This is a genomic window from Micromonospora sp. WMMD812 (genome assembly GCF_027497215.1).
GTDB lineage: Bacteria > Actinomycetota > Actinomycetes > Mycobacteriales > Micromonosporaceae > Micromonospora.
The window spans coordinates 1,094,191-1,113,126 of sequence record NZ_CP114904.1; the positions used below are offsets into that span (position 1 = coordinate 1,094,191).

General features: G+C 75.9%; 19 protein-coding genes. 8 read left to right on the forward strand and 11 right to left on the reverse strand.

Annotation, left to right across the window (positions count from 1 at the left end; all coding sequences use genetic code 11):
• Both O7603_RS04985 and O7603_RS04990 read left to right on the forward strand, forming a co-directional pair.
• Window positions 1-1,173, forward strand: coding sequence for a PQQ-binding-like beta-propeller repeat protein (locus O7603_RS04985; protein ID WP_281574501.1), 1,173 nt, complete (start codon window positions 1-3; stop codon window positions 1,171-1,173).
• Between the two features lie 35 nt (window positions 1,174-1,208).
• Window positions 1,209-1,580: a VOC family protein gene (locus tag O7603_RS04990; protein ID WP_281574502.1), complete on the forward strand. Its 372-nt coding sequence runs from the start codon at window positions 1,209-1,211 to the stop codon at window positions 1,578-1,580.
• Between the two features lie 7 nt (window positions 1,581-1,587).
• On the opposite strand, the gene O7603_RS04995 is transcribed toward O7603_RS04990, so the two are convergent.
• Window positions 1,588-2,433: an LLM class flavin-dependent oxidoreductase gene (locus O7603_RS04995; protein WP_281574503.1), complete on the reverse strand. Its 846-nt coding sequence runs from the start codon at window positions 2,431-2,433 to the stop codon at window positions 1,588-1,590.
• A gap of 33 nt (window positions 2,434-2,466) precedes the next feature.
• A complete protein-coding gene (locus O7603_RS05000) occupies window positions 2,467-3,465 on the reverse strand; it encodes a tyrosine-type recombinase/integrase (RefSeq protein ID WP_281574504.1) in 999 nt (332 codons plus the stop codon).
• 87 nt (window positions 3,466-3,552) lie between these two features.
• On the opposite strand from O7603_RS05000, the gene O7603_RS05005 reads away from it, so the two are divergent.
• Window positions 3,553-4,647, forward strand: a complete 1,095-nt coding sequence (locus O7603_RS05005) for a YafY family protein (RefSeq protein ID WP_281574505.1) — start codon at window positions 3,553-3,555, stop codon at window positions 4,645-4,647.
• Between the two features lie 5 nt (window positions 4,648-4,652).
• Here O7603_RS05005 and O7603_RS05010 read toward each other — a convergent pair whose 3' ends face one another.
• The gene (locus O7603_RS05010; protein ID WP_281574506.1) at window positions 4,653-5,543 is read right to left on the reverse strand and encodes a dihydrodipicolinate synthase family protein; all 891 of its coding nucleotides are present in this window, start codon (window positions 5,541-5,543) and stop codon (window positions 4,653-4,655) included.
• A 70-nt stretch (window positions 5,544-5,613) separates the two neighbouring features.
• Between O7603_RS05010 and O7603_RS05015 the strand changes: the two genes are divergently transcribed.
• Window positions 5,614-6,552, forward strand: a complete 939-nt coding sequence (locus tag O7603_RS05015) for a LysR family transcriptional regulator (protein ID WP_281574507.1) — start codon at window positions 5,614-5,616, stop codon at window positions 6,550-6,552.
• 205 nt (window positions 6,553-6,757) lie between these two features.
• On the opposite strand, the gene O7603_RS05020 is transcribed toward O7603_RS05015, so the two are convergent.
• The 4 genes from O7603_RS05020 to O7603_RS05035 form a co-directional block, all read right to left on the reverse strand.
• Window positions 6,758-7,183 (reverse strand): Hsp20/alpha crystallin family protein, encoded by a 426-nt coding sequence (locus O7603_RS05020; protein ID WP_281574508.1) that lies wholly within the window; start codon window positions 7,181-7,183, stop codon window positions 6,758-6,760.
• Between the two features lie 103 nt (window positions 7,184-7,286).
• Window positions 7,287-7,781 carry a GNAT family N-acetyltransferase gene (locus O7603_RS05025; protein WP_281574509.1) on the reverse strand — a complete coding sequence of 165 codons (495 nt, stop codon included), beginning with the start codon at window positions 7,779-7,781 and terminating at the stop codon, window positions 7,287-7,289.
• Between the two features lie 148 nt (window positions 7,782-7,929).
• Complete coding sequence (locus tag O7603_RS05030; protein WP_281574510.1) at window positions 7,930-8,445, reverse strand: DUF2087 domain-containing protein; 516 nt, start codon at window positions 8,443-8,445, stop codon at window positions 7,930-7,932.
• A 188-nt stretch (window positions 8,446-8,633) separates the two neighbouring features.
• Window positions 8,634-9,131 (reverse strand): MarR family transcriptional regulator, encoded by a 498-nt coding sequence (locus O7603_RS05035; protein ID WP_281574511.1) that lies wholly within the window; start codon window positions 9,129-9,131, stop codon window positions 8,634-8,636.
• 68 nt (window positions 9,132-9,199) lie between these two features.
• On the opposite strand from O7603_RS05035, the gene O7603_RS05040 reads away from it, so the two are divergent.
• Window positions 9,200-10,438 carry an MFS transporter gene (locus O7603_RS05040; RefSeq protein ID WP_281574512.1) on the forward strand — a complete coding sequence of 413 codons (1,239 nt, stop codon included), beginning with the start codon at window positions 9,200-9,202 and terminating at the stop codon, window positions 10,436-10,438.
• A 75-nt stretch (window positions 10,439-10,513) separates the two neighbouring features.
• Window positions 10,514-12,070: a glycosyltransferase family 39 protein gene (locus tag O7603_RS05045; protein WP_281574513.1), complete on the forward strand. Its 1,557-nt coding sequence runs from the start codon at window positions 10,514-10,516 to the stop codon at window positions 12,068-12,070.
• Between the two features lie 18 nt (window positions 12,071-12,088).
• Here the strand turns inward: O7603_RS05045 and O7603_RS05050 are convergent, their stop codons facing one another.
• A complete protein-coding gene (locus tag O7603_RS05050; RefSeq protein WP_281574514.1) occupies window positions 12,089-12,466 on the reverse strand; it encodes a nuclear transport factor 2 family protein in 378 nt (125 codons plus the stop codon).
• Between the two features lie 282 nt (window positions 12,467-12,748).
• Between O7603_RS05050 and O7603_RS05055 the strand changes: the two genes are divergently transcribed.
• Window positions 12,749-13,933, forward strand: a complete 1,185-nt coding sequence (locus O7603_RS05055) for a low temperature requirement protein A (protein ID WP_281574515.1) — start codon at window positions 12,749-12,751, stop codon at window positions 13,931-13,933.
• 30 nt (window positions 13,934-13,963) lie between these two features.
• Here the strand turns inward: O7603_RS05055 and O7603_RS05060 are convergent, their stop codons facing one another.
• The 3 genes from O7603_RS05060 to O7603_RS05070 form a co-directional block, all read right to left on the reverse strand.
• Entirely contained in the window at window positions 13,964-14,473 is a 510-nt protein-coding gene (locus O7603_RS05060; protein ID WP_281574516.1) for a DUF664 domain-containing protein, read from the reverse strand.
• Window positions 14,474-14,604: 131 nt separating this feature from the next.
• The gene (locus O7603_RS05065; protein WP_281574517.1) at window positions 14,605-15,633 is read right to left on the reverse strand and encodes an aldo/keto reductase; all 1,029 of its coding nucleotides are present in this window, start codon (window positions 15,631-15,633) and stop codon (window positions 14,605-14,607) included.
• Window positions 15,634-15,702: 69 nt separating this feature from the next.
• A complete protein-coding gene (locus O7603_RS05070; RefSeq protein ID WP_281574518.1) occupies window positions 15,703-17,172 on the reverse strand; it encodes a von Willebrand factor type A domain-containing protein in 1,470 nt (489 codons plus the stop codon).
• A 291-nt stretch (window positions 17,173-17,463) separates the two neighbouring features.
• On the opposite strand from O7603_RS05070, the gene O7603_RS05075 reads away from it, so the two are divergent.
• A complete protein-coding gene (locus tag O7603_RS05075; protein WP_281574519.1) occupies window positions 17,464-18,930 on the forward strand; it encodes a hypothetical protein in 1,467 nt (488 codons plus the stop codon).
• Window positions 18,931-18,936 lie beyond the last annotated feature (6 nt).

An 18,936-nucleotide genomic window follows, 5' to 3' on the forward strand; every position in this document is an offset into this window, starting at 1 on the left:
GTGGAGACGCTGATCGAGTTGGGCGCCGAGCGGGGCGCACCCGAGCCGGACCGGCCGGCGCCGCCGGTGGCCGGTCGCGGGTGGCGGGTCGCGGCGCTGCTGCTGGTGTGCGCGCTGCTGGCCGGGGCCGCCCCGCCGGCCCGGTTGGCGACGCTGTCCGGGCCGGTGCTGCCGGAGCGGGCGGTGCTGCTGGGCGCGGGCCCGCTGCTGCTGGTCGCCGATCCCGGCGCGGCCCCGCCGACGCTGTCCGCGTACGACCCGGCGGCCCCGGAACGGGCACGCTGGCGGGTGGACCTGCCGCCGGCCGCCGGCTGGTCCGCCGAGCCGGCCGGCGACCTGGTGCTGGTCACCGAGCGGGACCCGGTGCGCCGGGTGGTGGCCACCACGGCCCGCACCGCCCGCACCGGCGAGCGGCGCTGGCGGCGACCCGACCGGGTGTACGCGGCCGGGGACGGCGCCGTCGCGGTGACCGAGGTCCGCAGCGTGGCCGACCCGGGCCGGCGCATCGAGGGCGCGGTGCACGGCGTGGATCCGGCCACCGGGGCGACGCGCTGGACGGTGGCGCTGCCGTCCACCGCCGTGCTGACGGTGCTGCCCGGCGCGCCGGCCCGGGTGCTCGTGCTGCGCGACGACGGCGTCGCCCGGGTGTACGACGTCGGCGACGGCACGGTACGCGGCGAGGGGCGGCTGCCGCCGGCGGACTACGCCCCGGACAACCCGCAGGTGGTCGGTGACCGCCTGGTGCTGCGCCACCCCACGGCCCGGGGCGCCGAGCTCATCGGATACGACCTGCCGGCGTTGACCGTGCGCTGGCGGGTGCCGCTCGCCGACGGCGACGTGACGATCCGGGGCTGCGCGGGCCTGCTCTGCGGCCAGGACGCGCGGGACCGGTGGGCGTTGACCCCCGCCACGGGCGACCGGGCGTGGACCTGGTCGGGCGGGGCACAGTGGCGCGCCGTCCCGGGCGGGCGCGGCGGCCCGCAGGTGCTGCTGCGCGCGGCGCAGGACGGCCGGCGCAACCTGGTCGCCACCGTCGGCCGGGACGGGCCCCGGGTGGCCGGAGTGCTGCCGACGGGCACCCGGGACTGCCGCGCGGTGTCCGGCGCGCTGGCCTGCCGGGACAGCGCCGGTCGGCTCACCGTGTGGCCCGGCCGACCGGCCGCGGGTACCTGACAGGAGATGGCAGGTACCGGCGGGAGACTGCCGGCATGACAGTCAACGCCGACCTCGCCATGGTCAACCTGGACAGTTCCGACCCCGCCGCGCACGCGGCCTTCTACCAGCGCGTCCTGGGTTGGGAGATCACCCACAGCCAGCCCGAGTACGCGATGCTCAGCGGCGGTGGGGTCTCCCTCGGCTTCGGCCTGGTCGACGGCTACCGGCCGCCGTCCTGGCCCGACCCGGCCGCCGGGAAGCGCTACCACCTCGACCTGTACGTGGACGACCTCGCGCAGGCGGAGAAGGAGTTCGTCGCGGCCGGCGCCACGAGGCCGCAGTTCCAGCCCGGCGCCGAGCGGTGGGTGGTGCTCATCGACCCGATCGGCCAGCCGTTCTGCATCTGCCCCCGGGCGCAGGGCTGAGCCCGGGTCAGCGCAGCGGGCCGCGGTCGACCGCGGCCCGCATCGCCGCCGGCTCGCCGGCCGGGACGAACTCCAGCCACCAGGTCGCGCCGGCGTCGGCCACCTCGGCGACGTACGCGCGCTCCGCGCGCGTGTCGGGGCGGCGTCGCCGGCCGCCGATCGCCACGTCGAACGGCTCCCCGTCGGCGCGGGTCGCCGGCAGCGCGCGCACCAGCGCCGCCACCTCGTCCGGCGTGAAGTCGGCCCAGTCGTCGGTGTCGGTCAGCTTGTAGGGCACGATGCCGTCGCCGCGGGCCGCCCGGCGCAGCACCGCCCCGGCCTGCGCGCTGCCACCCACCCAGACCGGCACCCGGGGCCGCTGCACCGGCGGTGGCCGCAACGCCACCCCGTCGGCCCGGTAGTGCGCCCCGTGGTGCCGCACCGGCCCGCCGCCGAGCAGGCCGGTCAGCAGGTCGAGCCCCTCGTCGAGGCGGGCCGCCCGGGTCGGAAGGTCGGTCGGCTCGCCGAACGCCGCGAGCCCGCGGTCGCCCGGGTCACCCACTCCGACGGCGACGGTGGCCCGGCCGCCGGAGAGGTGGTCGAGGGTGAGCACCTCCCGGGCGAGCTTCGCCGGGCGCCGCCGCGGCAGCGGTGTGACCGTGGTGCCGAGCCGGACCCGGCCCGTCCGCCCCGCCACCGCGGCGAGCACCAGCCACGGGTCGTAGGTGGGGGGGTCGTCCCCGGCGTAGTGGACGAGGTAGTCCTCGAAGAACACCCCGTCCCAGCCGGCGCGTTCGGCCAGCTCGCCCAACTCGACCAGGGTGGACACCGCGACCGACGCGCCGCCGCAGCAGATCTCCAGTCCGTGTCTCATGCCCGCACGGTACGACCGGGCTGTGACGTCCGCTCAGCCGCGCCGGCGCGCCCGGGCCGCCCAGATGGCGTACGCCGGGTCCCGGTCGAGGTTGTGCCGGTCGCGGTCGTAGCGGCGGGTGGTCCGCGGATCGGCGTGCCCCATGGCGTCCTGCACGTCCTCCAGCGGCACCCCCTCGGCGCGGGCGGTGGTGGCGAACGCGTGCCGCAGCGAGTGCGGTGACAGCTTCTCCCACGCCGGGATTCCCGCCGCTCGGGCCAGCCGGCGGACCAGGCGGAACACCGAGTGCCGGTCCAGTCGCGCGCCGCTCGCGGTGGCCAGCAGCGGCCCGGCCAGGTCGACCACCGGCAGGCCCGCGCCGGCGGCACGCTGGGACAGGTAGGCGTCGACCGCGTACGCGGTGCCGGGGGTGAGCGCGCGACGTCGGGGCTTGCCGCCCTTGCCGACGAAGCGCACGCTGCGGTGTCCCCGCTCCGCGCCGAGGTCGGCCACGTCGAGCGAGACGAGTTCCCCCACCCGCAGCCCGAGATCGGCCAGCAGGGCGATGGCGGCGCGGTTGCGGGCCGCCGTGGGGCCGCTCTCCGTCTCCGCGGCGGCCAGCAGCGCGTCCACCTCATCGGGGGTGAGCCCGACGGTGGCCGAGTGGTCCCGGTCGACGCGGGGCCGGTCGGCGCCGGCGACCGGGTTGGCCTCGACCGCCCGCAGCTTGAGCAGGAAGTCGTACCAGCTGGACAGCGCGGAGAGCCGGCGGGCAACCGTGGCCGGGGTCAGTGGACGGCCGGTGCGCGGGCCGACGGTCGACTCGAGCCCCCGGGCGTACTCGTTGACGTGCAGGAACGTCGCCCCGAGCGGGTCCAGGTCGCGGGCGGCGCACCAGGTGAGCCACGCCCCGATGTCCCGCCGGTACGCGTCCCGGGTATGCGCCGACAGCCGCCGGTTGCGTAGCCACGCCTCGGTGACGTCGGTCGGGCCGGCGGGCAGGGCGGGGTGGGGCGACGGGCGCGCCAGCGCCGGGGCGTCCGAAGAGACCATGTGAAAAAGGTTCTCAGCTCCGGGTGGGCAATGCCGTGAGGCGCGCCCGGCACCGGTCACGTCGGACCGGCCGGATAGCGTCGGGGCGTGCGCGCGAGTCGGCTGGTCTCCCTGCTGCTGCTCCTGCAGACCCGGGGCCGGATGACCGCGCAGGAGCTCGCCGCGGCGCTGGAGGTGTCGGTCCGGACGGTCTACCGGGACGTCGAGGCGCTGGGCGCGTCCGGCGTGCCGGTCTACGCCGACCGCGGGCCGGCCGGCGGCTACCGGCTGCTGGCCGGCTACCGCACCCGGCTGACCGGGCTGACCCCCGAGGAGGCCGAGGCGCTGTTCCTGGCCGGGGTCCCCGGTCCGGCCGGCGAGCTGGGGCTCGGCTCGGTGCTGGCCACCGCGGAGCTGAAGCTGCGCGCCGCGCTGCCCGCCGAGCTGGCCGACCGGGGCGGGCGGCTCCGGCAGCGTTTCCACCTGGACGCGCCGACCTGGTTCCGCGAGCCGGAGCCCACGCCGCACCTGGCCGCCCTCGCCGACGCGGTCTGGGCGGACCGCCAGGTGCGGGTGCGCTACCGGCGGTGGCGGGCGCCCCGCGAGGTGGAGCGCGTCCTCGGTCCGCTGGGTTTGGTGCTCAAGGCCGGCCGCTGGTATCTGGTGGCCGCGGTCGGCGAGCAGGTCCGCACCTACCGGGTCGGCGCGATCCTGGCCCTGACCGCCCTGGACGAGCCCGTCCACCGGCCGGACGGGTTCGACCTGGCCCGCTGCTGGCAGGAGCACGCCGACCGCTACGAGCAGGGCGTCTACCGGGCCGAGGCGCGGGTGCGGATGACCGTGGCGGCGCTGGAGCTGATGCCGTACGTCTTCCCGCCGGCGATGAGCCGGGCCGCCCGGGCCGCGGCGGGCGAGCCGGGTCCGGACGGCTGGCTGTTCACCACCGTGCCCATCGAGTCGGTCAAGCACGGTCACATCGAGTTGCTCAAGCTCGGCGCCGAGGTGGAGGTGCTCGCCCCCGCCGAGCTGCGCGAACGGTTCACCGCCACCGCCCACCGCCTCGCCGCGCTGTACCCCGCGGGCGCGGCGGGGCTCGCCGGGGCACCTGACGCCGGCGAGCCGGCGGGGTCCGGCGCGGCGGGGCAGCGGCACGTCGGCGACACGGCGTCGGTCAGCCCCGATGGCGGTCCGCTGCCCCGGTGACGGGGTCAGCGTCGCGCACCGACCGGTGTGCCGGGCGCGGTGGCGAGCCGCCGCAGCGCCACGCGGAGCGCCTCGTCGTCGGGGGGCAGCAGGGGCAGCCGTACGGCGTCGGTCGGGATCCGGCCCTCGGCGTGCAGGACGGCCTTGACCACGGTGGGGTTGGGCGCGGCGAACAGCGCGGTCGACAACCCGGCGAGCCGGTGGCCCAGGGCCCGGGCCCGCCCGACGTCGCCCGCCCGCCAGGCGTCGGCGAGTTCGACGAAGCCGGCGGTCGCGAGGTGCGCGGAGGCGAGGATCCCGCCGTGCGCGCCGAGCGCCAGCAGCGGCGAGATCACCGCGTCGTCCCCGCCGAGCACCGCGAAGCCGGCCGGCGGGTCGGCCAGCAACTCGACGCTGTCGGCGTCGACGGCGCCCACGGCGAGCTTGACGCCGACGACGCCGGGCAGCGCGGCGAGGCGTCGCAGCGTGTCGACGGACAGCCGCTGCCCGGTGCGGTACGGCACGTGGTAGACGACCAGCGGCACCGGGCTGGCCGCGGCGAGCGCCGCGAAGTGTGCCACCACCCCCGTCTCGCCGGGGCGGACGAACGGCGGCACCAGGCTGAGCGCGGCGGCCACCGCGGGTTGGTCGCGCAGGGCGGTCACCGCCGCCACGCTGCTCGCGCCGACCAGCAGCGGGGCGCGGCGCTCGCGGCAGACGCCGGCGAGGATGTCGACGACGTCCCGCTGCTCGGCCGGGTCGAGTGAGGTCGGTTCGCCGGTCGTGCCCAGCGCGACCAGGCCCGCCGCGCCGCCGTCCAGCACCTCGTGCGCCAGGGTCCGCAGCGCGGCGTGCGCCACCGCGCCGGTGGCGTCGAATGGGGTGATCATCGGTACGTACACACCGGAGAGCGTCATGGCTTCAGCGTCCGCCACCGAACCGTGAAGGTCTAGTTCACGTTCCTACCGCAAACCGTAAGCTGGGCTGATGCTCGACGTACGCCGGCTGCGCCTGCTCTGCGACCTGTCCCGCCTCGGCACCATCGCCGCCGTCGCGCAGGCGCACTCCTACACCCCGTCGGCGGTGTCCCAGCAGCTGTCCGCGCTGGAGCGGGAGGCCGGCGTGCCGCTGCTCGAACGCGCCGGGCGGCGGGTGACCTTGACCGCCGCGGGCCGGGTGCTGGTCGCGAACGCCGAGACGGTCCTCGCCGCGCTGGAGCAGACGTCCGCCGCCCTCGCCGCCGTCGCGACCGGGCTGACCGGCCCGCTGCGCATCGGCGCCTTCCCGACCGCCGTCCGTACGCTGCTGCCGGCCACCCTGGTCGCGCTGGGTCGCCAGCACCCGGGGCTGGACCTGACCGTCACCGAGCTTGATCCGGTCGAGGTTCCCGCCGCGCTGCGGGAGCGGCGGCTCGACGTCGGGCTGCTGCACGACTACGACGTGGTGCCGGCCGAGCCGGACCCGGTGCTGGACGCCGTGCCGCTGCTGGACGAGACGGTGTACCTCGCCGTCCCCGCCGGCTCGCCGCTCGGCGGGGCCGCCTCCCCGTCGGGCGCGGACCCCGGCATGTCGATCGGCGCCGACCCGTTGCGGGCGGTGCGGGACGCCGCCTGGATCATGGCCAGTCCCGGGACCCTCTGCCACACCGTCACGCTGCACGTCTGCCGCGCCGCCGGCTTCACGCCCCGGGTCCGGCACCAGGCCGACGACTTCGCGACGGTGCTCGCCCTGGTCGCGGCGGACCAGGGCGTCTCCCTGGTGCCGCAGCTCGCCGCCGCGGACCCGCCGGACGGGGTCCGGCTCGTCGCGCTGGACAGCCGCCGGCGCACCCGCATCGCGTACCGGAGGGGCGCGGCGTCCCACCCGGCCGTGGCCGCGTTCGTCGCCGCGATCCGCGCCGCCACCGACGAGGCGCTGGCCCGCTGACCCGTTCCCCGCCCGCGATCACCCGCGGCGGACCGGCCGCGGCGGGACCGGGACAGCGTCGCCGGCAAGGGGCGGGCGGCGTTCGACACTGCTGGGGTGGGCGGCGTTCGACCCGGCACGAGGCGGGACGGCGGCACGAGGCGGGACGGCGTCGACACGGCGAGGGGCGGGACGGCCGCACCGGCCGCCCCGCCCCTCGCGGCCGTCAGGCGTTGATCTGCTTGCGGCCGTTGCCGGTGGTGGCGACGGCCACCCGCCGCGGCTTCGCCCGCTCCGCCACCGGGATCCGCAGCGTGAGCACCCCGTTCTCGTAGCCGGCCTCGAGGTTGTCGGTGTCGAGGGTGTCGCCGAGGAAGAGCTGCCGGGTGAAGGTCCCCATCGGACGCTCCGCGGCGACGAGTTCGACCGTGTCGCCGGCGGGCCGGCGCCGCTCGGCGCGGACGGTCAACACGTTGCGCTCGACGGTGCAGTCGATGCTCTCGGGGTCGACGCCGGGCAGGTCGAACGCGGCGTAGAAGTAGTCGCCGTCGCGGTAGGCATCCAGGTGCATGACCGCCGGACGGGCGGCCGTGCCGAAGAACTGCTCGGCGATCCGGTCGATCTCACGGAACGGGTCGGTGCGCATCAGCATTGTCGTGCCTCCTCGGTTCTCCTGGCCGAAGGTGTTGGGTTGAGTCAGGTGGACTCAACTTCCTCTTCAGTATTTACCGCCTCGGCGCGCCGCCGTCAACCGCTCAGCCGAGCAGTTTCTCGAACCAGTGCTCGGCGTACGCGTCCCGCGAGTACGCCGGGATCTCCACATACCCGTGTCGGGCGTAGAGCGCGCGGGCCTCGACCAGGTCGCTGCGGGTGTCGAGGCGGACCCGGTCGGCGCCGGCCATTCGGGCCTGCTCCTCGGCGGCGGCGAGCAGGACGGCGCCGCCGCCGCGTCCGCGCAACGCCGGCCGGACGTAGACCCGGGTCAACTCGGCCCAGGCCGGCCGGAAGCGCAACCCGGCGCAGCCGGCCGGCGCTCCGTCGTGCGTCGCGAGCAGCAGGATCCCGGTCGGGGTCACCAGGTCGTCGCTGGGTGAGTCGGCCATCGCGGCCGCCACCTCGCCCGACCGGGCCGGCCGGTGGTGGTAGCGGACCACGATCTCCTCGAAGTACTCGCGCAGTAGGCCCGCCGCGTCGGACTGGTCGGGCCGGGCCGGCGCGACCGCCCAGGCGGATCGGAGGTCACTTCTCACCTGCCGATCGTCGCCGCCCGGTCAACGCGTTTTCGGCAGCGACCGCGGCCCGTGGCAGCGGCAGCGGCCCGTGGCAGCGATCGCGGCCCGTGGCAGCGGCCGGTGATCCCCGCCCGTGCCGCCACCCGGCGCCGTGCGTTCCGGCGGGTCACGGTCGCCGGTAGACGCCCTGCTCCCGGGTGAGCAGCAACTCGTCCACCAGGTACCGGCGCAGCGTGACGTGGTCCGAGCCGCCGCCGTCGCACCAGGGGCGCAACGCCTCGTTCACCGCCCGCTCCGGGTAGGCCGTGTCCGGCACGAAGGACCGCCGGGCGATGTGCTCCAGCACGATCCGCCGTCGCCCCCGCTGCGCGGGCAGGCCGATCAGCACTCCGTCGCGGACGAAGGTCCGTAGCACGGTCTCCTCGGGCGCTTCGGCCGGCCGCACCGGCCGGGGCACCCGGGCCAGTTCGCGGAGTCGGGCGGCGTCCACCGACAGCGCGCCGCCGGCGTCGGTGACCAGCCCGACGTCGGTGAGCCGGCGCAGGGCGGTCACCACGTCGCGCGTCGGGACCCCGGCCCGCTCGGCCACCTGCGCCACGTCGGCGGCGCCCAACACGATCGCCGCGAAGACCCGCCTACGTCCGTCGTCGGCCAGCGACCCGGCCAGAGCATGTGCGGTCATGCCGGCCACCCTGCCAGTGGCGGCCCGGGGCCCGCCAGGCGATTTCCGCCCGGCCTGGCGGCGCGAGACGCGGACGGATCCGCGCCGGCGCGGCCGGCGGCGGTACCCGCGGCCGGCTCCGGGCGCGCCGGCCCGCACCGCCACCCGGCGCGGGCCCGGCCGACAAAGCGCCACCGGCGGGGTGGCCGTCAGTCGGCCGGCCGCTCGGCGGCGAGCATGACGCGGCGCAGCAGGTCGGACAGGAGGCGCCGCTCGTCCGGGTCGAGCGCCCCGAGCAGCCGGTGCTCCTCGGCCCCGAGGACGTCGAGCGCTCCCTGCCAGGCCTCCCGGCCCGCGTCGGTGAGCGCGACGTCGACCCGCCGGCGGTCGACGGTGGACGGGATCCGCTCGACGAAGCCCCGCCGGACCAGCGTGTCGACCCGGGCGGTGACCGAGGCCGGGGCCATGCCGAGGTCGGCGGCGATCTCCGAGGGCGCGGCCCGACCCTGCCGGCCGGCCAGGGCGTGCAGGGTGTCGTACTCATGCGCCGGCAGGTCGACGTCCGCCAGTGCGCGTTCCTTGACGGCGCGCAGGTGGCGGCTCAGCGCGCCCATCCGGGTCACCGCGCCCTCCACGTCGGGGTCGAGGTCCGGCAGGACGGGCAGCCAGCGTTCGACGTGCCGGTCGATGCGGTCGCGGGGGGTCACCACGTCATGATACTGCAACACCGAAATATTCATTGCCGAAAGGTTCGACGTCGAAGTATGTTGCGGACGTGACTCAACCCCTGCGCCAGCCCGCCTTCCGGCTGCTCTTCCTCGGCCGCACCGTCTCCGCGGTCGGCGACGCGGTCGTCCCCGCCGCGCTCGCCCTCGCCGTGCTGCGCGCCACCGGCTCCACCTCCGCTCTCGCCCTGGTCCTCGGCGCGGCGATGGTGCCCCGGCTGCTCCTGCTCCCGCTCGGCGGCGTGGCGGCCGACCGGTTCGACGCCCGCCGGGTCGCGATCCTGGCCGACCTGACCCGCGTCGTCACCCAACTCGTGGTCGGCCTCGAGCTGCTCGGCGGCGACCCGTCGCTGACCTCGATCACCGTGGTCTCGGCGGTCGGCGGCGTCGCCGCGGCGTTCGCCCTGCCCACCGGGTCCCCCCTGGTCGCCGGCACCGTGGAACCCGCGGGCCGGCAGCGGGCCAACGCGCTGCTCGGGACCACCGCCAACGCCAGCCGGCTCGCCGGTCCCGCCCTGGCCGGTGCCCTCATCTGGGCCGCCGGCCCCGGCTGGGCGTTCGTCCTCGACGCCGGCTCGTTCGCGATCAGCGCCGCCCTGCTCGCGGTCATCCGGGTACGGCCCGTGCCCCGGACCGAGCGCCGTTCGCTCGCCGCGGACCTGCTGCACGGCTGGCGTGAGGTCCGCGCCCGGACCTGGTTCTGGAGCAGCCTGCTCGGCCACGGCGTGTGGAACGGCGCCGCCGCGGTGCTCACCACCCTCGGCCCGGCCGTCGCCGTCAACCGCCTCGGTGGCGAAGGGGTCTGGCTGCTGATGCTCCAGGCCGGGGCGGTCGGCATGCTCGCCGGATCGCTGCTCGCCGGCCGGTTCCGGCCCCGCCGCCCGGTGCTGCTGGCCAACCTCGGGCTCGCCAGCTACGCCGCGCCACTGATCCTGCTCGCCGTCGCCGCACCCGCCCCGGCCGTCGTCGCCGCGTACGGGATCGCGCTGGCCGCCCTGGGCTACCTCAACCCGGTCTGGGAGACCGTGGTGCAGGGCCAGTTCCCGCCGCACGTGCTGGCCCGGGTCACCTCGTACGACTGGCTGGTGTCGCTGGGCGCGATGCCCGTCGGCTACGCCCTCGCACCGCTCGCCGCCCGGGTCTGGGGCGAGCCGGCACCCCTGGCCGCCGCCGGCGCGCTGGTCCTGGTGGCCTGCGCCGGCACCGCGCTGGTTCCCGGCGTACGCCGGCTGGCCTGGCCGGCCCCCGCGACGCCGGAACCGACCCGCGAACCACTCGCCGCGCGGTGACGGCGCCCCGTGGCCGACCTGTGACCCGGCCGCCGGCTGTCGGGGCACCACTCCCCGGCCCCGGCCGGCCATGATATGGACGTGGCCGAATCCGTCGCCGACCTGGACCGCCCGCACCGGAACGAGCCCGCCGCGACCGGCGCGCCGCCCGACCCGGGTCCCCGCACGCGCGGGCCCTGGCTGGTCGCCGCCGCGGTGACCGCGGTGCTGCTGGCCCTCTCGACCCGCTACGGCTACCACCGCGACGAGCTGTACTTCCTGCTCTGCGGTCGGCACCTCGACTGGGGCTACGTCGACCAGGGCCCGCTCGTCCCCGCGTTGGCCCGACTGGCCGACACGATCGCACCGGGCAACCTGCTGGTGCTGCGCACGCCGTCCGCGGTGATCGCCGGCGGGTGCGTCCTGCTCGTCGCCGCGATCGCCCGGGAGTTCGGGGCCGGGCGCGGCGCGCAGACCTTCGCGGCGTTCCTCGCCGGCTCCTCCGGCCTGGTGCTGGCCAGCGGGCACCTGCTCAGCACCACCACCGTCGACGTGCTCGTCTGGCTGGCCGCGGCGCTGTGCGCGGTGCGGATGCTGCGCACCGGCGACACCCGCTGGGCGCTGGCCCTCGGGCTGGTGCTCGGCGTCGGCATGCTCAACAAGCTGCTGCCCGCGCTGCTCGCCGTCGGCCTGCTCGCCGGGGTCGCGATCGCCGGGCCGCGCCGGCTCCTGCGCGACCGGTGGGTGCTCGCCGGCGCCGGCATCGCCCTGCTGCTGGCCGCGCCGAACCTGATCTGGCAGGCGGCGCACGGGTTCCCGCAGCTGTCCGTCGCCGCGTCCATCTCCGACGGCGACAGCTCCTACAGCGGCCGGGTCGACGCGCTCACCCTCCAGTTCGTCATCGTCAGCCCGTACGCCGTGCCGATCTGGATCGCCGGCCTGGTCGCCCTGCTGCGCCGGCCCGCGTGGCGGGCGTACCGGGCGCTGGCCTGGGCCTGGCTGGTGGTCGTCGGCGTCGTGCTGGTCGCCGGCGGCAAGGGCTACTACGACGCCCCGCTGCTGCTGGTGCTCGCCGCCGCCGGCGCCGTGGTCACCGTCGCCTGGGCGAGCCGCGGCGCCACCGCACCACGCCGGGCCCTGCTGGCTCTCGCCACCCTGCCGTTCGTCGCCCCGAACGCGGTGCTGCTCCTGCCCACCCTGCCCGCCGACCAGCTACCCGGCTTCGTGGTCGAGGTCAACTACGACGCCGGCGAGACAATCGGCTGGCCGGCGTTCGCCGACTCCCTGGCCGCCGTGCACCGCGCGCTCCCCGCCGACCAGCGGCAGCGGGCCGTCATCCTCACCGCCAACTACGGCGAGGCCGGCGCGGTCGTCCGCTACGGTCCGGCCCGCGGCCTGCCGCCCGCGTACTCCGGGCACAACAGCATGGTCGACCTCGGCCGCCCGCCGGCCGACGCCGACGTGGTGATCGCCGTCGGCTGGGACCGCCCCGACCACCTGCGCGACTGGTTCACCGACGTCACCCTCGCCGGGCGCGTCGACCAACGGGTCGACGTCGACAACGAGGAGAACGGCGGCCCGATCTGGCTCTGCACCGGGCTGCGCCGGCCGTGGGCCGAGATCTGGCGGACGGAGGTACGCCACACCGGCTGACGCCGGCCGGGTCGCCGTTCAGGCCGGGCTGATGTGCGCCGCGAGGATCCGCCAGCCGCGGTCGTCGTCGTGGACCCAGGTCCGGGTGTATCGCAGTCGCGCCGCGAAGGGCTCGCCGTCGAACCGGCCGCTCACCCGTCCCATGAAGAACGTCACCCCGGTCGTCCCCTCGACGATCAGTTCCAGCCCCTCCTCCACGAGATCGTCGATCACCGACGCCCCGCTGCGATGGGCGGCCAGGTCGGCCTCCTTGGTGTACCGGCCGCCGTCCGGCCCGACGGCGATCAGGTGGTCGTCGAGCAGGTCGTCGAGCGCGGGCACGTCACCGGCCCGTTGCGCGGCCTGCAGACGGCGCTCCGCATCCAGCAACTCCGCCTCACGTTCGCTGTCCGGCATGATGCCGTCCTCCTGATCATCGTCGACCGACGCCCTCACCGACGACCGACCGTGCCGCCACCCGCATTGTGGCAAGGCGCGCCGGTCTCGTGGGCCGGGTCGGGGCCTCGGACGCGCGCCGTCCTGCACGATCCGCCGGAATGCCCGAAGGTCGGACATACCGGTGCAGCCACCCCGATAATCCTTGGGGTACGCGGCGTTCCGGCCGCGGGCAGCCGTGCGCCCGGCGACGACGCGGCGCCCCTGTGGGCCCGGGCGCGATCGGGCGGCGGGAGGCCGGGCATGACGACCGGAGGCAGCGCCGAGCTGGTGCGCCGGCCGGAGGGGTCGACCCGCGCCACGCTGCTGGAACTGCTCTTCGACGTGATCTTCGTGGCCGCGCTCGCGCTGGTCTCGATGCTGATCGCCGACCGGCAGTCCTGGGCCGGCATCGGGCAGATCCTGCTCCTGCTGATGGCGATCTGGTGGACGTGGGCGATCACCTCGACGACCACCGACTTCTACGACCCCGAGCAGCGTCCGATCCAGACCATCCTCATGGTGACCATGCTCGGTGCCGTGGCGACGGCGGCCGCGCTGCCGCTGGCCTCCGACGGACACGCGCTGATCTTCGCCGTCGCGTACGTGGTGCCGCACCTGTTTCGGGGTGTGGTGCTGGTCGGCGTGCTCCGCCGGCAACGGCACCGGGCGCAGGAGCGGGCCACGCGGTTCTTCTTCTGGTTCCTGGTGTCGGCGATCTTCTGGATCGTCGGGGCGCTGCCGCCCGGCCAACCGCACTGGCCGCTCTGGGTCGCCGCCGTGGTCATCGACTACGTGTCGGGGGCGGCCCGCTACCCCACCCCCTGGCTCGGCCGGGTGCCGGTCGGGCAGTACGAGAAGACGACCGAGCACCTGGGCGAGCGGTACCAGCAGTTCATGATCCTCGCGCTCGGCGACATCATCCTGGTGCCCACCCTGGAGATCAGCACCGCGGATTTCAGCAGCGCCCGCCTGGGAGCCTTTCTCGCCGCCTTCCTCACCATGCTGCTGCTCTGGCAGGTCTACGTGTACCGGGCCGGCGCCATCCTGCAGACGTCGTCCACGAAGATCCTCGGCCGGGCGGCCCGGCTCGGGCCGTACACCCACCTGGTGATGCTGATCGGCGTCGTCTGCACCGCCGCCGGCTACGACCTCGTCGTCAGCCGGCCGACCGGGCAGACGCCCGTCCGGTGGATCGTCCTGATCGTCGGCGGCCCGGTCGTCTTCCTGCTCGGGCGCACCCTGTTCGCGTACCTGGTCACCGGCTCGCTGCCGTGGCACCGGGCGCTCTGGCTGGTGCCGCTCGCGGTGGCGGTGCCCTTCGCGCGGGGCTGGGCGCCGGTCGTGGTCACCCTGCTGACGCTCGCGGTGCTGGCCGGGTTGGTGTTCGGCGACATGCTGGGTCGACACCAGAAACGCCCGCCGTTCCTGCGCGGGCGGCCGGGGTGACTCGCCGCGTCGGCCCGGCCGCCCGCGGGGTCACTCCCCGGTCGGGCCGCCGGCGAGTTCGGCCACGACGTCCAGGTGGCCGAGGTGGCGGGCGTACTCCTGGAGGAGGTGGAACAGCACCCGCTCCAGCGACGCGGGGTCGGCGCCGTCCCACCGCGGGCCCGGCGCGCCGATCTCCGCGAGGTCGTGCGCCGACACGACGGCCGTGGTGTGCGCGCCCTGCGCCCGCAGCGCCGCCACCAGGTCGTCCCGGGTCTCCTCGGGCGCGACGTGCCAGCGCTCCCCGCGGCGGTCGCCCCACGGCTCGGCGACGTCGCGCCCCTGGAAGCCCCACTCGATCCAGCGCAGCTCGACGTGGCGCAGGTGCTTGAGCAGCTCCAACGGGGTCCACCCCGACGGTAGGCGGCTGTGGCGCAGCTCCGGCTCGGGCAGCGCCGAGACCTTGGCCAGCGTGGTCTCCCGGAAGTAGTCCAGGTAGCGGAGGAAGACCTCGGTCCGCCCGGCGGCCGGGACGGTGGGCGAGGGGAACGGCATCGTCATCGCGCCATTGTGCGGGCCGGCGGCGCGCCGTGTCGCGTCGCCCACCAGCTCACCACTCCCGGCCGCGCGCCGGTCGGTCCCGGCGCGCGGCGGATGGCTCAGCCGGTCGGTCCGGGCGCGCCGCGGGTGGCTCAGCCGGTCGGCAGGGTCCGGCCCCGCTGCGCCACGCCCGCCCGGCCGTACGGGTAGTCGCCCACGGGCGGGGCGCTCGCCTCGTCCAGCAGCCGGGTCTGCTCCGCGTCGAGGGTCAGGTCCGCGGCGGTCAGGTTGTCGTCCAACTGCTCCGTCGTCCGTGCCCCGAGGATCACCGAGGTGACCGCCGGGCGGGCCGCCAGCCAGGCGAGCGCCACGGCCGACATGGAGGCGCCCCGCTGCGTGGCGACCTGGCGCACCGCGTCGACCACCCGCCAGGTGCGTTCCTGGGCGTTGCGTCCCGCGTACGCCTCGACGCCGCGCTCCGGGTTCTCGCCGAGCCGGGTGGCGCCCGTCGGCGGGGTGTCCCGCCGGTACTTGCCGGTCAGCCATCCGCCACCCAGCGGGGACCACGGCAGGATGCCGATGCCCTCGTTCTCACACACCGGCACCAGCTCGAACTCGACCTCCCGGGCCAGCAGGTTGTACTGCGGCTGCAGGGTCACCACCGGGGTGAGACCGAGGTGCTGGGTCAGCAGCGCGGCCTTCTGCAACTGCCAACCGGTGAAGTTGCTGACCCCCGCGTAGCGGATCTTGCCCGCCCGGACCGCGTCGTCGAAGAACCGCAGTGTCTCCGGCAGCGGGGTCAGCGGGTCCCACGCGTGCGCCTGGTAGAGGTCGACCGCCTCGACGCCGAGCCGCCGCAGGCTCGCGTCCAGCGCACGGGTCAGGTGCACCCGGGACAGCCCGGCGTCGTTCGCCCCCGACCCCATCGGGAAGCGGCCCTTGGTGGCGATCACCAGCCGGTCGCGTACGCCCGGGCGCGACCGCAGCCACCGGCCGACGATCTCCTCCGACACGCCCGCGGAGTAGACGTCGGCCGTGTCGACGAACGTGCCGCCGGCCTCGACGAACCGGTCCAGCTGGGCGAAGCTGCCCGCCTCGTCGGTCTCCGCGCCGAAGGTCATGGTGCCCAGGCAGAGGGTCGACACCACCGTGCCGGTGGCGCCCAGGGTCCGGTAGCGCATGGCTTCCTTCCGGTCGAGGGGTCGGCCCCGATCCTCGCACCGGCCGCCGCGCGACCGCGCTCCGGGGCGTCAGCGCAACTCGTCGGCCTGGTGGATGACGCGCGCGAGGTCCTGCACCTCCCGGTCGTCGGTGGCGGCGGCCGCCTGCCCCGCGATCGTCGCGAGGTGGGTCAGGCGCACCTGATCGCCGCCCTGCAGGGCCACGGCGAAGTAGGCGGCCGCGTAACAGGTCCGCAGCCGCGGGGACGCCGACGCGAAGTCCCCGTCCACGTCGGCGACGGTCACCGATTCGGACGCCTCGATGGGCTCGCGTTCCACGGGATCGGTCCAGCGCACCTGCACCCGGGCGATCCGGGCCGACGGGCGGACGCCGTCGGCGAGCCGGACCTCGTAGAGCGCGGTGACGCTGTGCCCCGGCCCGACCTCGCCGCCATCCACCCGGTCGTCACGGAAGTCCTCGTCGACGATCGCCCGGTTGTCGTATCCGATCAGGCGGTACGACCGCACCGAGCCCGGCTCGAAGGTCACCTGCACCTTGGCATCGAGCGCGCGAACGCTCAACGTCGCCGGCAGCTGTCGTACGAACACCTTGCGGGCCTGGGCGGGCTCGCTGACGTACACCACGAAGCCGTCGCCGCGGTCGGCCAACCGCTCCATCAGCTCGTCGCCGTACTCGCTGCCGACGCCCACGCCGAGCAGCGCGATCTCCTTCTCCGCCTCGTCACGCACCCGGCGCAGGATCGGCTCCGCGTCGGTGGCTCCCACGTTCGCGAGTCCGTCGGAGAGCACGACCACCCGGTTCGTCCGGCCGGGCCGGAACCCCTCGCGTGCCACCTGGTAGCCCAGCACCAGGCCGGCCTCGAGGTTGGTGCTGCTCTGCGTCCGGAGCGAGTCGATGGCGTCGTGCAGCTTCTCGCCGTCGGAGACGGGGGTCATCTCCCGGGCGATCCGGGCCTTGAAACTGAACTCGACGACGGCGATCGAGTCGGTGGGCCGAAGCTGGTCCACCAGGGTGTGCAGCGCGTCCTGTACGAGGTCGAGCCGGCCGGGCTCCGCCATCGACCCGGATACGTCGACGACGAAGGTGAGCGCGGCGTCCGGGCGGCTCCGCTCGTCCTCCGAACGGGTCTGCAGGCCGACCCGCATCAACCGGGTGTCCGCCGTGGCGTCGTGTGTCTCCGGGAGGCGGGCGCCGTCGGCGTGGACGGCGAAACCGTCGCCGCCGGGCTCGGCGTAGTCCTGCCGAAAGGAGTTCACGAACTCCTCGGGCCGCACCCCGGTCCGCTCGGGCAACCGCCCCTCGGCGATGAGCCGCCGGGCGTAGCCGTACGAGGCGGTGTCGATGTCGATGCCGAAGGTGGAGCGGGAATCGTCCTCCGATGCCGTCTCCTCGCCACCCCGGTTGGGCGCGCCGTCGTGGTCGCGGACCGGGGCCGGTCCCGGGTCGCTCCGCTGCGAGCTTCCGGCAGTGCAGGCGGTGATCGTCATCGTGATCGCCAGCACCGCCAGCAGGAGCGGCGACCGTCGCTTGTGGGCCATCGAATCCTCCAAGCCGGGACCGGGGACGCATCCGGCCGCCAGACGCCGGATCGGTAACGGCCATTGGACGCGGACCACCAGCGGGGTCGAGCCCTTCGTGACCGAGCCGATGCGCAAGCGTGAGCGTCGTGACCGCTCCGTGCACAAGACGTGACCTGAATCGTCGACCGCGGACCGGGGCCGGGCGCTGGAGCCGCTGCCGGGTGCCGGGAGGCCGGTCCTGCGGTCCGGCGCGAGATGGGGCAGAGTGGCGCGCGAAGCCGGGACCGGCCGGCATGGGGAGGAGTGACCGTGGAGGGTCCGACCGGGGTGGTGTTCCCCGCTGTCGAGGGCACGCGCAGCACGACCGCGCTCGGCCGGGCGGTCGTCGTTGACGCGCTACGCGCCGTCGACCCGGTCGGTGCCCGCTCGGCGGAGCACGAGACGAACTGGCGGCACGGGTACCTCGGCCACTTCCGCCGACTCGTCGAGGCGGGATTGCTCTCCCACGACGCCGCGGTCACCATCGCCCGCGACGGGCTCGCCTCCCTGCACTCCCGGATGCGGGTGGTCGGCGACGACGGCCGCGAGGCCGCGCTCGACGAGGTCTTCTCGACGCCCGACGCCCAGCCGCCACTGGGCACCGCCACCGTCACCGGCGACGGCCCGGTCGAGCGGGAGCTCTCGCTGCCGTACCGCGGACAACGACTGCGCGGCGACGACCTGCGCCGCCGGCTCGACGCCTGGGTCACCGCCGGTGTCATCGAGCCGTCCTGCGCCGAGGCGGTGGGCACGGTGGTCGCGAATCCCGACTGGCTGGATCTCCGCGACCAGCGGATCGTCGTGCTCGGCGCGGGCGCGGAGATGGGGCCACTGACGTCGGTGTTGCGGTGGGGCGGCGAGGTGGTCGCCGTCGACCTGCCCCGCCCGGACATCTGGCGACGCCTGCTGCAGACCACCCGCCGCTACGGCGGGCGGCTGCACCTGCCGCTGCCGCCGGACACCGGCGCGGACGACGACGACCAGGCGCTGGCCCGGCACGCGGGGGCCGACCTGCTGCACCGCCTGCCCCAGGTGGCCGAGTGGCTGCGCGGCATCGACGGGCGGCTCGTGCTGGGAAACTACGTGTACGCCGACGGGGCCACCAACGTGCGCGTCGCGGTCGCCGTCGACGCGCTCACCCGGCACCTCCAGGAGCGCCGCGACGATGTCGCGCTCGCGTTCCTCGCCACCCCCACCGACGTCTTCGCGGTCCCGGCCGAGGCGGTGCGCCACGCCGAGCAGGGGTACGCGCACCGCGGCGCCGCCCGCCGCGCGCTGCGGGTGCTCTCCGCGGGCCGGCTCCTGCACCGGAACTATCCGCCGGGCGCCGACCCGGGCATCAACGACAGCCTGGTGCCGCAGCAGGGCCCGAACTACGCGCTCGCCAAGCGGCTGCAGCGCTGGCGGGCCACGGTGGCCCGGGAGGCGGGCGCGAGGGTGTCGTTCACCGTCGCGCCGCCCACCCGCACCCGCTCCGTGCTGCGTAACCGGGCGCTGGCGGCCGCGTACGCGGGGGCGCACCGGTTCGGCATCGAGGTGTTCGACCCCGCCACCAGCAACACCCTGATGGCCGCGCTGCTCGTGCACCACCTGCGCGCGGGCGGCCCGGCGTCCGCCCAGCCGTGGCAGGACGAGGCGTACGCCGCGGCGCACGGTGGTCTGTGGCGGGTGCCCTACGCCCCGCGCAGCGCGCTCGGGCTCGCCGTCCTGCTCGGCCTCGGCGGCGCCCGCGCCTGAGCCCGG

Excerpts from the sequence above, each read along its gene's own strand:
- O7603_RS05015 (WP_281574507.1), top strand. The coding sequence starts at position 5,614 with ATGCTCGACGTACGCCGGCTGCGCCTGCTCTGCGACCTGTCCCGCCTC.
- O7603_RS05050 (WP_281574514.1), bottom strand. The coding sequence starts at position 12,466 with ATGCCGGACAGCGAACGTGAGGCGGAGTTGCTGGATGCGGAGCGCCGT.
- O7603_RS05065 (WP_281574517.1), bottom strand. The coding sequence starts at position 15,633 with ATGCGCTACCGGACCCTGGGCGCCACCGGCACGGTGGTGTCGACCCTC.
- O7603_RS05045 (WP_281574513.1), top strand. The coding sequence starts at position 10,514 with ATGGACGTGGCCGAATCCGTCGCCGACCTGGACCGCCCGCACCGGAAC.
- O7603_RS05060 (WP_281574516.1), bottom strand. The coding sequence starts at position 14,473 with ATGACGATGCCGTTCCCCTCGCCCACCGTCCCGGCCGCCGGGCGGACC.
- O7603_RS05070 (WP_281574518.1), bottom strand. The coding sequence starts at position 17,172 with ATGGCCCACAAGCGACGGTCGCCGCTCCTGCTGGCGGTGCTGGCGATC.
- O7603_RS05010 (WP_281574506.1), bottom strand. The coding sequence starts at position 5,543 with ATGACGCTCTCCGGTGTGTACGTACCGATGATCACCCCATTCGACGCC.
- O7603_RS05055 (WP_281574515.1), top strand. The coding sequence starts at position 12,749 with ATGACGACCGGAGGCAGCGCCGAGCTGGTGCGCCGGCCGGAGGGGTCG.
- O7603_RS04990 (WP_281574502.1), top strand. The coding sequence starts at position 1,209 with ATGACAGTCAACGCCGACCTCGCCATGGTCAACCTGGACAGTTCCGAC.
- O7603_RS05030 (WP_281574510.1), bottom strand. The coding sequence starts at position 8,445 with ATGACCGCACATGCTCTGGCCGGGTCGCTGGCCGACGACGGACGTAGG.
- O7603_RS05020 (WP_281574508.1), bottom strand. The coding sequence starts at position 7,183 with ATGCTGATGCGCACCGACCCGTTCCGTGAGATCGACCGGATCGCCGAG.
- O7603_RS04995 (WP_281574503.1), bottom strand. The coding sequence starts at position 2,433 with ATGAGACACGGACTGGAGATCTGCTGCGGCGGCGCGTCGGTCGCGGTG.
- O7603_RS05000 (WP_281574504.1), bottom strand. The coding sequence starts at position 3,465 with ATGGTCTCTTCGGACGCCCCGGCGCTGGCGCGCCCGTCGCCCCACCCC.